This is a genomic window from Terriglobia bacterium (assembly GCA_020072845.1).
GTDB lineage: Bacteria > Acidobacteriota > Terriglobia > Terriglobales > Acidobacteriaceae > JAIQGF01.
Map to the genome: position 1 here is coordinate 138,492 of JAIQGF010000002.1, position 13,202 is coordinate 151,693.

The 13,202-nt window shown below is 61.9% G+C and carries 9 protein-coding genes and 1 pseudogene; 3 read left to right on the forward strand and 7 right to left on the reverse strand.

The genetic code is table 11. From position 1 onward, the window contains the following. Positions 1-13: 13 nt before the first annotated feature. The 5 genes from LAN70_02005 to LAN70_02025 form a co-directional block, all read right to left on the reverse strand. On the reverse strand, positions 14-1,213 hold the full coding sequence (locus tag LAN70_02005) for a 1-deoxy-D-xylulose-5-phosphate reductoisomerase (GenBank protein ID MBZ5509921.1): 1,200 nt from the start codon (positions 1,211-1,213) through the stop codon (positions 14-16). 45 nt (positions 1,214-1,258) lie between these two features. Next, the gene (locus LAN70_02010) at positions 1,259-1,453 is read right to left on the reverse strand and encodes a hypothetical protein (GenBank protein ID MBZ5509922.1); all 195 of its coding nucleotides are present in this window, start codon (positions 1,451-1,453) and stop codon (positions 1,259-1,261) included. A gap of 101 nt (positions 1,454-1,554) precedes the next feature. Further along, a complete protein-coding gene (locus tag LAN70_02015; protein ID MBZ5509923.1) occupies positions 1,555-2,445 on the reverse strand; it encodes a phosphatidate cytidylyltransferase in 891 nt (296 codons plus the stop codon). After that, positions 2,442-3,269, reverse strand: a complete 828-nt coding sequence (locus LAN70_02020) for an isoprenyl transferase (protein MBZ5509924.1) — start codon at positions 3,267-3,269, stop codon at positions 2,442-2,444. The genes LAN70_02015 and LAN70_02020 overlap by 4 nt, the downstream gene beginning before the upstream one ends. A 163-nt stretch (positions 3,270-3,432) precedes the next feature. Beyond that, positions 3,433-3,963 carry a helix-turn-helix domain-containing protein gene (locus LAN70_02025; protein ID MBZ5509925.1) on the reverse strand — a complete coding sequence of 177 codons (531 nt, stop codon included), beginning with the start codon at positions 3,961-3,963 and terminating at the stop codon, positions 3,433-3,435. 196 nt (positions 3,964-4,159) lie between these two features. Between LAN70_02025 and LAN70_02030 the strand changes: the two genes are divergently transcribed. Beyond that, entirely contained in the window at positions 4,160-4,741 is a 582-nt protein-coding gene (locus LAN70_02030) for an HDIG domain-containing protein (GenBank protein ID MBZ5509926.1), read from the forward strand. Between the two features lie 153 nt (positions 4,742-4,894). After that, positions 4,895-5,785: pseudogene (locus LAN70_02035) on the forward strand (cation diffusion facilitator family transporter). Positions 5,786-5,862: 77 nt separating this feature from the next. Here the strand turns inward: LAN70_02035 and LAN70_02040 are convergent. Next, positions 5,863-8,499, reverse strand: a complete 2,637-nt coding sequence (locus tag LAN70_02040) for a hypothetical protein (GenBank protein MBZ5509927.1) — start codon at positions 8,497-8,499, stop codon at positions 5,863-5,865. A 574-nt stretch (positions 8,500-9,073) separates the two neighbouring features. Between LAN70_02040 and LAN70_02045 the strand changes: the two genes are divergently transcribed. Next, positions 9,074-11,746, forward strand: a complete 2,673-nt coding sequence (locus LAN70_02045) for a hypothetical protein (GenBank protein ID MBZ5509928.1) — start codon at positions 9,074-9,076, stop codon at positions 11,744-11,746. A 7-nt stretch (positions 11,747-11,753) separates the two neighbouring features. On the opposite strand, the gene LAN70_02050 is transcribed toward LAN70_02045, so the two are convergent. Further along, positions 11,754-13,169 carry a protein kinase gene (locus LAN70_02050; protein ID MBZ5509929.1) on the reverse strand — a complete coding sequence of 472 codons (1,416 nt, stop codon included), beginning with the start codon at positions 13,167-13,169 and terminating at the stop codon, positions 11,754-11,756. Between the last annotated feature and the right edge of the window lie 33 nt (positions 13,170-13,202).

Consider the following 13,202-nt stretch of genomic DNA (forward strand, 5'->3'; position numbering starts at 1 on the left):
GTTAAAGAGTCCTTTATGAGCTTACTTGGGCGGAACGCGGCGATGGGCTGCCGCTCCGTGACTCAATTTTATCCCAAGCCGACCGGCGCGCCTCAGCATCGGCCGCCAGTACCTGACTAATAGATTCGGGATGCACGTCCGCAGTTTCACGAACTGTGCCCTCAATGATGCGGGGGATATCGGGGAAGCTGATTCTGCGGTCCAGGAAGGCGGCCACCGCGACCTCATCGGCGGCATTCAGGGCAATCGTCTTGGCCCCGCCGGCCTCGGCCGCTTCATAGGCCAGCCGCAGGCAGGGGAAGCGCTCCAGGTCGGGCGGGCTGAAGTCCAGCGTCCGGAGTTCCTGGACGGGGAAGCGCAAATCCGATCCGATGCGATCCGGATACGTGAGCGCGTACAGGATCGGCAGGCGCATGTCGGTCACCGAAAGCTGCGCCAGCAAGCTTCCGTCCACGAATTCCACCAGGGAATGAATCGTGGACTGCGGATGCACGATCACGCCGATGCGGCTGGCCGGCATGCCAAACAGCCGGCAGGCTTCGATCACCTCGAATCCCTTGTTCATCAGCGTGGCCGAATCAATCGTGATCCGCGGCCCCATTTTCCACGTCGGGTGATTCAGCGCCTGCTCCGGCGTGATGCCGTCGAACTCCGATGCCGGCAGGTTGAGGAACGGGCCGCCGGAGGCCGTCAGCCAGATCCGCTCCACCTCCTGGGCGCGTCCGCCGCGCATGCATTGGTGCACCGCGTTGTGTTCGCTGTCGATGGGAAGCAGCGGCTTGCCCTGGCGCCGGGCTTCCGCGGTGATCAATTCGCCGGCGACCACCAGGGCTTCCTTGTTGGCGAGTCCCAGTGTCTTTCCGGCTCGCACCGCCTCGTAGGTCGCTTCCAGTCCGGCAACGCCCACGATGGCGCTGACCACGAACTCCGCTTCCGCATGGGTCGAGACGGCAACATTTCCCGCAGGCCCGTGCACGACTTCAATACCCTCGAGACCCGACATCTCGAGTCCTTCGCGGATCGACCGCGCATCCTCTTCGTTGGCGATGGAAACCAGGCGCGGTTTGTAGCGCAGCGCCTGCCGGAAGAGCGCGTCGGCATCGTTGCCGGCGGCGAGCGAAACCACGGAAAAGCGCTCGGGATACGCGCTGATGATGCTCAGCGTGCTGCGTCCAATCGAACCCGTGGACCCGAGAATGGCGATCTTTTTCATGAATGGGTGTCGGCAGTCGGCGATCGGAAGGGGAACTCGTTTTGGCTATTTGTCCTTGTCTTCCAAGCGCGTAATGCGGTGTTCATGAATTTGAGCAATATGCAACAAGCGGGCGGTTCCTTCCGCTATCTCGCCCACGAATTTTTCCAGATTGGTCAGGTCGGAGGTGAGCAACTCTAGGCTCTGGGTAAGAGCCTCATGGCGTTCGGTTAGCCGCTCTAAGCGTTGATCAATGGTCACAACGAGCCTCCCCAAATACTTAGACGAGTTTGGCAGTGTTTTCGGTTCAAGGCAGCTTACAGCCGATCACCGCCACAGCGATCACCGAAAACCCTCTGGTGCTAACTCAAAACCCTGAAAGCCGCATAATACCAGAGCACCGGGGCGGCAAAGAGCAGCGCGTCAATGCGATCGAGCATGCCTCCGTGCCCGGGCAGAATCGTGCCCGAATCCTTCACCCCGGCCCCGCGCTTGAGCAACGATTCCGCCAGGTCCCCAACCTGCGCCGCGATGTTAATCGCCGCCGAGAGCGCGGCGAAATGCCACAGTGGCGGCATGCGTGGCGGCAAGTACGCCTGTCCCGGCGCCAGCAGCCCGGCGGAAATCAATCCACTGCTGATCGGCCTTGAGTAGGCGAACACCAGCGTTCCGCAGACAATCGCTCCGACAAACGATCCCACCGTTCCTTCCCAGGTCTTGCCCGGGCTGACGCGTGGCGCCAGCTTGTGCCGCCCCAGCGCGCGCCCGGTGTAGTACGCCACCGTGTCGCCCATCCACACCACAATCAGGATGTAGAGAATCAGGAACGCGCCCGAGCCTTGCTGGCGCAATTGCACCAGCATGGCCAGCGGTATCGCGACGTAAACGAAGCCGAACGTCGCCGCCGTTGCGGCGGGGAATCCGGTGGACAGCGGCTCGCGCCGCATCGCCAGCGCAAGAAACAAGAATGCAACTCCCACCACGGCCACCGCGATGCCAAACAGCATCTGCGAGGTCGCGATCAGGTAGTCGCTGCCCGTCTGCGCCGCCAGCGCCGCAAATCCCAGGACTGTGACGACATAGAGAGGACTGCGAAACGGCTCGACGTTGTAGTGGCGCACCAGGTCCACGTACTCGCGCAGGGTGAGGACGGCGGCCGCGGCCACCACCGCCGCCAGCAGCGGCACCGGCGCGCGCAGCACCAGGACGAGAACGATGGGAATCAGGACGGCCGCGGTGGCGACACGCTTCATTGAGCGCGCTGGCTCCCGTTGCCCGCGGCTGAGGAGGGGTGCTTACCGCCGTCGCCCAGCCCGCCATAACGGCGCTCGCGCTTTTGATATTCGGCGATCGCCTCCAGCAGGTGCACGCCGCGGAACTCCGGCCACAGCGTGTTGGTCACGTAAATCTCCGCGTACGCCACCTGCCACAGGAGGAAATTGCTGAGGCGCATTTCGCCGCTGGTGCGGATCACAAAATCAAGTTCCGGCAGATTTCGGGTATAGAGGTGCTGCGCGATGAGCTCTTCGCTGCACTGGAGGTGCGCGAGTCCGCCGTTCTGGGCGGCGGCGTGCGCGATCGCCTGGAAGGCGTCCACCAACTCCAGCCGCGCGCTGTAATTCAGGGCCAGGGTGAGCCGCAGCCCGGTATTGCGCGAGGTTTGCTCGCGCGCCCAGTTCATCCGCTCCTGGACCTCCGGCGGAAGCTCATGCTGCCGCCCAATGTAGTCCAGGCGAATGTTGTTCTTCTGCAGGGTCGGGAGTTCCCGCTTGAGATACTGCCGCAGCAGCCGCATCAGGAAGCCGACCTCGGTGCGCGGCCGCCGCTGCCAGTTTTCGGTGGAGAAAGCGTACAGGGTCAACGACTGAATGCCGACGCGGGCGGCGGTCTCCACCGTCGAACGCACCGCATCCACGCCGGCGCGATGTCCCGCAATGCGCGGCAGATGACGCTGGCGCGCCCAGCGCCCGTTGCCGTCCATGATGATGGCGATGTGCTGGGGCAGCCGCCGCGGATCCAATTGCCGGTAGATCTCGGTTTCCTTCCGGTCGAGTCCGGAAGGCACACTGACTTCCAAGGGGTAACCTCTACAGGAATGAACTGGAGAACCTGGCACGTGGCACGTGTCAGAGTAATTGTACCGCCTGCCGACATCCCTTGTAAGGCGTAACCCGCAATGCACGCATCAATAAAAACGCCGGAGCATGAGGCTCCGGCGGAACAAATGGGGGAGAAATCGGTTATGCGGTGCGCCGCGGGCGCGTGGTCATTTCCCGCATCTGCGAGAGCACGCTCTGCCACTGCATGCCGTTGAGCTTCGACAGGAACGGCACCAGCTCGGCGATGAACTCGTCTTTCATCAGGTCGCGGGTCTCCTCGTCGTGGCCGCAGCCCATGATCAGGTCGGGCACGGTCACCTCCAGCGCCCGCGCCAGCCGCTCCAGCGACGACAAGGTCGGCGTCGCCTTCTCGTTTTCGATCTTGGACACGTAGGTGCGCGGCACGCTCATGCGCATGGCAAGCTGCCGCTGGCTCAGCCCGTTGCGCTGCCGCAGGGTACGGATGGCGAACGCCACCTGGATGCCATGGCGGTGCATCGCCGGCGGCTGCAGTTGCGGTTGCGGCTGCACCAGGATAGGCTCGGGCTCTTCCTGGTCGAGCGAGGTCTTGCAACGCCGGCAATTGTTGTTGTTGGTTCTAAACTGGACAAGCTGACAACGGTCGCATCTCACCACTTCCCGGGAATCTACAGGAGCTAAAGTCGTGGCCATCAGGCTTGTGGGAGATGCCAGAGCGGGCACCTGACCGGGTTAGGACTTTTGTCAAGCGCTAACCTTGGTGCATAATTTGCGGCAAGTGTTAAGGTGTGTCAACACCTATTTGGGGTAATTCCGCGAGATAACCTGTGGAAATCCAAGAATATGAGGAAAACAGGGGAGAAATATCGGCGAATCGGGGGAGAAAGCCATGTATGAGCGTCAGTCCGCGTGGTGTTTACTAACTGAGTTCACCCAGTCGGAAAATTTGCGCAAGCACGCTCTCGCGGTCGAGGCCTGCATGCGCGCTTACGCCCGCAAGTTCGGCGATGACGAGGAAAAATGGGGCGTCGTCGGCCTCATCCACGACTTCGATTACGACCGCTGGCCCAGCCAGGAAGACCATCCCTACCGCGGCCACGAGATCCTCACTCAGCGCGGCTGGCCCGACGAGGTCAAGAAGGCGGTCATGTCGCACGCCGACTATACCGGCGTCCCGCGTGACACGCACTTGGAGAAAGCGCTCTTTGCCTGCGACGAACTGGCCGGATTCATCACCGCCGCCGCCCTCGTCCGGCCGGACAAATCCATCCGCTCATTGGAAGCCAAATCGGTGAAGAAGCGCATGAAGGACAAGGCGTTCGCCCGCAGCGTCAGCCGCGAAGACATCGTCAACGGCGCCGCCGCCCTCGGCGTGGACCTGGACCAGCACATCGCCTTCTGCATTGATGCCATGAAGACGATCGCACTGGAGTTGGGATTGGAAGGCAGCCCGGCCGCGCCCCAGTCGTAGCCGTACTACCGCGCCGTGGCGCGGCCGCCGAAACTGGAAACTGAAACTGATTTCCAAGTTCGTTTTGGTGCGCCGCGCGCGCGCCTAACCTACAATCGCCCCGTGCCGACCGCGCCCCTTGACGGACAAGCCTTGCGCGACACGCGCTTCGCCATGCGCCTGTCGCTGATTTTTGGGGTGGTCATGCTGGCCGGGAAAGTCGGTGCGTACCTGCTCACCGGCTCGGCCGCGATTCTCTCCGATGCCGCCGAATCCATCATCCACGTGGTTGCCGTCGGCTTCGCGGCCTTCAGCCTGAACCTGAGCACCAAGCCTGCCGACGAGCGTTTTCCCTACGGCTATGAGCGCATCACGTTTTTCTCCGCCGGGTTCGAGGGCGCCATGATCATCATCGCCGCCATTGCCATCATCTGGGCGGCGGTCGACAAGTGGCTCCACGGCCTGCGGCTCCAAAACCTGGGCGCCGGCGCGCTGTTCGTGCTCGCCGCGTCGGTGATCAACGCCCTTCTGGGCTGGTACCTTGTGCGCACCGGACGCCGCCACCACTCGCTCATCCTGGAAGCCAACGGAAAGCACGTGCTGACCGACAGTTGGACCAGCTTCGGGGTGGTCGGCGGTCTCGCGCTGGTTCTGCTCACGGGATGGAAGCCGTTCGACCCGCTGTTCGCCATCGCGGTGGCCATCAACATCGTCTGGTCCGGCGGACATCTTGTCTGGCGTTCCGCCCAGGGGCTGATGGACTATTCCGATCCCGACACCGGCCGCAAGCTGCGCGATAAACTTGACCAGGTGTGCGCGCGGCTCGGCGTCGAGTACCACGGCGTGCGCTTCCGCACCACCGGCTACACCCTGATGATCGAGGTCCACCTGTTGTTCCCCTACGAAGTTTCGGTCGGCGAGGCGCATACCATCGCCACCTAGGTGGAAGAAAGCCTGCCCAAGGCGCTGGGCGTGCGGGCGCAGGTGATCACTCACCTGGAAGCGGCGGAGGACCATCACGAGGTGCATCGCGACGAGCACGACACCGGCCGGCCGAACGGATGATGCCTGATTTCAGAAGGAGCGAAGCGGAGCCAGGAGCACACCTGGCCAATCAGCGTTCCCAGATCAAATGGCAAAGGTCAGCCAGCGGCAACCGCGCTCAGCGCCGCCGGCGTGTGATCCATGACCATGCGCCGCAGGCGTCCTCGCCCGTCCATGTCGATTTCCAGGACTTCGAAGGCCAATTCGCGTGTGGCCAGGTGCCGCAGCACTACATGGCCTCGCAGCCGGTGTAAGCCGGACTGCCATTCCAGCACCGCCTCGCCGCCGCGCGGCAGACGCGAATCGGAGGCGATCAGTCCTCCGCCCAGGCTCAAGGCTTCTACGTCCACGGCGCACTTTCCCTTGCCCGTGATGGCCAGCGCGCTGATGGCACGCGCCGGCTGTACGCGCGGGTACCGCCGCTGACGCACCCAATCCGATTCCGTCGCTCCCAGCGCGCCCACTGCCAGTTCCTGCGGACCAATGCCGCCCTGGGCGTACACCGCAGCCGTGCGCTCCGGATCCAAGCTCAGCAGGGCGCGGGCCGCCGTAAGCTGCAATTCGCGGGAGCGTCGCGAGGCAAACAGACCGCGCGGCGCCAGCATTTCCGCGAGCATCGAGATTGCATCCGGCGAGCCCACCCGGCCCAGCGCCTCGATTGCCTTCAATCGCACCAAGGGGTGATCCTTGGCCAGACCCTCGCCGGCGGCCAACTCCATCAACTTGCCCGCCGCGGACACATCCCCGGCAAATCCGATCTCGTCCAACGTTACCGGCAGCAACAGCGGGTCCAACTGGGGCAGGATTTCCAGCAGCAGCCGGCCGCGCTGGGTTGCGCCGGCGGCCGCCAGCGCGCGCACAATCGCGTCCTGCTGCGGGCGTCCGAAAACCTTGATCCGACCCGGCAGTTCCTGCTCGACAATCTCCGGCCTCAGCCGGCTTAGCAGCGCGGCCGTGCCGACCACTTCGCCCGACGCGCCGGCGCGCATCGTGCCAATGAGGCATTCGATGACATTCTTGCCCACGCCCTGGGCCAGCTCGACGAAGCGGTTCGCCTCGCTGCGCAGGGTGCACTGGGCGAACTGGACGGCGAGCTCGTGCGCCGCTGCCTGGGGCACCCGCGCCAGCAGCGGCACCAGGCCGTCGGGCGCGATGGGCTGTTGCACCGCGTCGCTGATGAACCCGCGCAGCCGGTTGTCCATGGTCACCCGCGGGCGTACCTCCTGCGCCGTGCGCGGCCGGTATTCCAGCAGCCGCTCCAGCGTGATCTGCGACTGCATGACCGCCGGATAGTTCCGCTGTTGGGCCGCCTCCTGCGTCAGGCGCACGTACGCCGCGCCCAGCAGGGCCTGCATCTCCAGCGAGTCTTCACTACAGATCCCCATTCCCACCTGGCGCAGCGCGTCCGACTGCAGGTCGGAGTCAACCTTGCCAAAAAGGTCGGCCAGTTCGCTGACCATGGCGGAGGCCTTGCGGCGCGCGTCCAATTCCTCATTCGTCAGTTGCCGCAGGCAGTTTCTCAGGATCTGGTCGGCCAGGTTTAGGTCGCCACGCTCGATCAGTTCCTCGATGTAAGCTCGAGTATTGCGCGCCGGGATGCACCACATGTCCGCCGACAGCAGGACACTTTTCTTACCCTGCTCGGGAACGGAAGCCCAGAACTTGCGGTCGAGCACGTCGGCATAGGACTCCACCGCGATGCCCGCCTTGGTCATTTTGGCTTCGCGCGAATCGAGCACCGAGCGCAGCTCTTCGATGTCGCGCCCCATGCGCTCCATCATCTCGTGCACGGCATTCACTTTCACGTTGCCGCGCTCAAACTGCTGCATGGCGAAGCGGATCGCCAGCCGTTCTGCCAGCCGCTTCAACGAGTTCGTGCCCAGGCCATCATCCTCGCCTTCGACCGGGAGCGACAACATGACCTTGCGCAGCACGCGGCAGGCATCCTTGTCGTTCGACAGTTCGCGTATCACCGCCGTTTCCGCGTTAGCCTTGCCTTGTAAGGTGGCCACGCTGGCTAACAGGCGCAAGGTCTTGGTGACCGATGACTCTTCGAACAAGTCGCCGCCCCCGCCTCCTGAGCCGCTGCCCGAACCGCTACCCGATCCGCCGCCGCTACCCGATCCGCCGCCGGCTCCTTCACCGCTCCCATTTCCGCTGCCGCTTCCTGTGCCGCCGTCCTTGCTATCGGAACCCTCCGCCGCCAAGATCAGTTGCAGAAGCTTTTCCGGGTCGTGCAGCCACGGCACAATGTTGTCGACTCGGTCGGCGAGGGTCCGGGCCGCCAGTTGCTCCGCCAGGCCCGCTTCCGAGTCGGGAACAAAGTGGATTTCATTGACCCGGATGGCGCCGTTGTCGCCGAGTGTGGCCTTCAGGTGTGCCCCCACCTCGGAAGGCTTGCAGCTATGGAATGCGTGCAGCAGTTGTTCCAGGTCGCGGCGTTGGATACCGTAGGTGAATTGCAGGCTGCCGATGTTTGCCGTTGTCAATAGGGTGGCAAAGCTGCGCTCCGAGTGCCCTTCCAAGGGCATTCCGTCGATCAGCAGCTTGCCATCAGCCGTGCCCATCAGCAGGCCGGTCTCGGGCGCCGCTGCCTTCACCAGTTCGCTCCATGCGGTGTCTACCTGCTTCCGTGTGCGTTGGTGGGTGAGGCCGTACATGCGGACATACTTCAGCAGGATGTTCAGACTGCGCGCGAAGGCCCGTGCGGATTCGACTTGCGACATGTCATTCATGGGTGCAGCTCCTTCCGCTACACACAAGGCCTAACCAAAGGAGTGCACCGCAGATGCCACAAGTTCAAGATTGCAAGTCATTGAGCCGGCGAGAGTTGTCCAAAAAGGCAGGAGATCATTTTGAGATGGAGAGGCTGGCTGCGCCAAAGTGAGACTCAAGACTCAACACCGTAGCCCTGCCGCCGGCAACTCCTGCCCAAGCGCACCGATCCCCGATAACCCTGGGCTTCGACCTGCCCCATCTGGACGCCTGGGGTGAGCACAAGTTGGTCGCAGAGGCGTATTCCTGCAGCGTTCAGAAATCGAGATCGTTGGCCGGATCCACCACGGTCGCGCGCTGTATTGCCCCGGCAAAATATGCTGGCAGAGAAATGGCCCAAGCCGAGGAACATATCTTTGAGTTCTTGTTCACAAGGATGGACAGCTAGGCGTAGAAATTGATCCCGCCCGACGATCCGGGTAAGTCGGCTGCTGTTATCTGCCTTCCCATAACTCACTCATCGTGTTACATTGCGCTCCCTACAAACAAAGAAGTGTAAGTTTTGGCGCGATTCTACGAGTGTGAGGTCCTGCTATGGGGGCACGAATCGCCTGGCTGATGTTTCTCCTTTGCATGTGCATGTCCGTCTCTGCCAAGGACAAATCTCCTCTCGTCGCCGTAGTCCTGTACCAAGTTCATTCAGGTGGTGCATACATCGAGTTGGCTGATTTCGCGGTGAACGGAAGACGCGAGATGTACGTCTGTAAGAGTTCGACAATTACAGGCAGTGAGTACAAGCACCTGGATAAGACCACAATCGAACCGGGAATGGTGCTGGAACGAGCGCAAGGCGGCGCCCTCACCCTGACGGCAAACTCAAGCTCCCAGTGCGTCGTACCTGCGAACTTAAAGGTAGATAAGAGCCGGTCGTATTCAGTCGCTGAACTTGCCGATATGGCGGCGATCACCGGCACGCTGGCCGGCCGCTCCAGCAATGCCGGCGACACATTTCCGACCAACATCCAGGCAGAGATGCAGGTGCACCTTGTGGCCGAGGCGGACACAGAGTTGGCGGAGTATCTGCGGGCGGTGCGTGCCAATACGATCGAACTGTGGGGCAACTTTCTGCGGCAATTTCCAGCCTCGTCCCGTGCCGGTGACAGCCGCAAAGCGCTTGCCAAGCTGATCACCGACGAGGGCGACCGCCATTTTGCCGACTATCGCAAGTCCCAGGAGGGAGGCAAGCCGCGCTTCGACGAATTGCGCCAGGCACGCGTGGCCTCGCAGAACGCCCTGGAGGCGCAAAAGGGGTTTGTCGCCGCAGAAAGGTTGCGTCTGAATACCGACTCAGAACTCTATAGGATCGTCGGACTTGCCCGTTCCGAATTCAATGCCTACCTTAGAGCGATCAGCGAGCACACCGGTGGTTATGCTCACCTGACGCAAGCGCAGTCACACCTGCAGGAAGCGTACCTGGTCGATCCTTCCTATTCGGCGGCCGACCAACTCAAAATTGCCGTTTACACCCAAGCGCAGGAATTCAATGCGGCGGTGCAGTACGCCGAGTCCTTGCTGGCCGAAAAGAAATTCGATCCCGCCTATGCCTCTGTCCTTCGTTATAAAAGCTTCGCCGGCGAAGTGCCGCGGGTGGCCGCAGTGGTGGACGCGGCCTTTGAATACCACCGCAATCTTGGCCGGCAGTTCGTGAACGAGGCGAATTGGGATCGTTCCATCCGTGAATTTCAGCGGGCTCTTGAATGTAAGGACGATGCCGAAATCGCCGCCAGCCTGCAGAACGCGCAAACCGAACTAAAGTCGCTAAGAGACAAAGAAGCGGCGCTTGCCACGGCAGCCGAAGCTCGTGCTCTCGCCGCGAAAAAGCAATATATCGAAGCCTACGAACTGCTGGACGGTTTGTCGGAGTCGCAGCACCCGCTGGTGGAGGAGGACCTTCAAGCGTTGAAGCCGCAGTACTTACAGGCCCTCACCGCCAGGAGCACGGAGTTGCTGCGCATCCATTTGCCCATCCGCGGGCGAGCCGACGAAAAGGCCGTACGGCAGGCATTCGATTATCTGGAGGAAGCCAGCAAGCTGTCGGAGAACGAGCAGATCAAAATCAAGCTCGACCAGATCAGCGACAAGCTAGCCGACTACTACATCAAGGAAGCGAAACGGCTCTTCGACAAGCCGCGCGGCTCGGGCGTCGGACTGGGATGGCTGTTACTCAGGGAGGCCGAACTCTTCAAGCCCGATTCCGGGGAGTTGCGCAACCTGATCACAACCCATGCGCCCCACTTCGACAGTCGCGCCAAACTGTCGTTGACCGTTTCTTTTCGCGACCAGACGTCCGGACGGAACAGCTTTGGTCTTGCCGATCAACTCGCGGACGCGGTCGTCACCGGCCTTGAGAACTCGGGACTTCCCGGCCTGAAAGCCGTAAGCCAACAGCAACGTTCTGCGGACCCAGACGAGACGGCCAGTTCCGGCCCGTTTGTCGCCAACTATCACGTTGTCGGGAGCGTTACGCAACACCACGTCGACAAGAAAATAGAAACGCAATCGTTGCAGTCGCACTATCGCGCCGGTACGCACGATGTGAAAAATCCCGCGTGGCTGCAAGCCAAGCGTCAAGTTGAAACCATCCAGCAGGAACTGGAACGAATCAACCAGCAATTGAGCATCTACCGCGGTTTGAACAAGAAAAAAGAGGTGATCGAAACTTTACCTCTGGTCACTGAGGCCGACAAGAAGTTGACCGACGCGAAGAAAAGCCTGGATCAAATCCCGGAAACAACCGTGGAAGAGATCGTTCTGCCGTACAACTACACCCGGCGCACCATCCAGCTCAACGCCGTGGTGGAGATTTCCTTCCGTATCTCCGAATCGTATTCCGACAGCCGTGGCGCCATGGATAGTGTCCACGTCGAAATTCCCAACAAAGTTACCGTACTGGAGAACGTCAAGCCTGAGGACGTGGATCGCGTCGTGGAAGAGGGAATACCACCGGACGAGGTGGAGTTACGACGACGGGCAGAAAACCAGGCCTCGGAGGAGCTGTTGAGAAAGCTCATTCAACGCCTCAATGAGGTGCCGCAAAAAGTGATTGAGCAAGCCCGCGCCTATGCCTCCAACGGTGATCTGGAAGCTGCGGCGGAAAAATACGTCCTGTACCTGAATACCACGGCAGGGAAATCCAACCCGGAGCGAAGCGAAGCGCAAGAGTTTCTACGAAAAGAGTTCGACGTGAATTCGACGACGGCGCAGTAGGCGGAACTCAGCGGAGCATGGCGTTGGCGTCTTTCGCGCGCTGCAGTCCGTCCCGTGCGCGCTGGTTTTGCGGATCAATCACCAGCACCTGTTCGTAGCGGCTGATCGCCTTTTCATAGTCTCCGTTGGCCATGCACGCGTCAGCCTGGCCCAACAGGTCCGGAATGTCGTCGCGCGTCCACATTCCGTTGTCACGCTGTGCTCCGCGCCCGGTTGGCTTTCCCGCGCGCCCAGGGGAGGCGGGAGCTTTAGCGGCGCCTTTTGCAGCCCCCTCCGGCCGCGGCGGCGGTGGGGGCGGCGTCTCCGCTGCTAGCGGCTGAGCTGGCGCCTTGCTTGGGGTGCTCGCCTCGGCTGCCACGCTCGGCGGCGACTTCCCCCTCGCGCTCGATTCACCGGCCAAGTTTCCCGGATTGGTAGCTCTTGCCGGCTGATGTTTCAGGATAGCTACACCGATACCGAGCAATACCACTGCCAGCGCGGCTGCGATCGGCACTCCAAACCTGAAGCGCCGCACGCCTTTGCGGGGGCTCTTGCGGCCGCCTGCTACAGGGAGCGGATCGTTGTCGAGCGCGGAAGGCGCCAGCCTCCGCAGGTCAATCTGCAAATCGTTCGCCGATTGATACCGGTTCTCCGGCTCCTTCTCCAGGCACTTCAGGATGATCTCTTCCAGCCGCGGTGAAAGCGTCAGCCGCAGCCGTCCGGGCGGAGGCGGAGGGCTGTGCAGGATATCGCCAATCAAGGAGGCCGCCGACTTGTTTTCAAACGGGCGGCGCCCCGTTGCCATCTCGTACAGGACCATCCCGGCCGCATAAATGTCAGCCCTGGCGTCTACATCTCGCTCCTGCAACTGCTCCGGCGCCATGTATGGCAAGGTGCCGACTGCGCCATGCGAGTGCATAGAAGATTCGGTCGCCGTACTGTTGCTGTTGCCCGGAGACAGGGCCTTGGCGAGGCCGAAATCCAGCACCTTCAGCCGCCCGTCCGGAGTGACGCGCACATTTCCAGGCTTCAGGTCACGATGAATTACGCCTTGTTCGTGGGCCGCGACGAGCCCTTGGGCCAGTTGTGTCCCCAGGCGTGCGATTTCTCTCTCCGTCAGTGCGCCGGCGGCAATCTTGTCGCTGAGCGTTATGCCAGGGATGTACTCCATCACCAGGAAGTCAACGTCGTTTTGCCGGCCGAAATCGTGAATGATGGCGATGTTGGGATGATTGAGCCGAGACAACGCCAGGGCCTCTTTACGAAAACGCTTGCGGGCAGTCTCATCGGCCAAGGTGCCGGGTGGCAGCACCTTGATCGCGACCTCGCGATCCAGTTGTTCGTCGCGAGCGAGATAAACCTCGCCCATGCCCCCGGAACCGATTTTGCGCAAAATGCGGTAGCGGTCGTTGATGCCGGGAAGCCTCAACACCTCAGCTAGCATACGAGGTCCCTTGTGTAAGTAGGCGGCAATTCT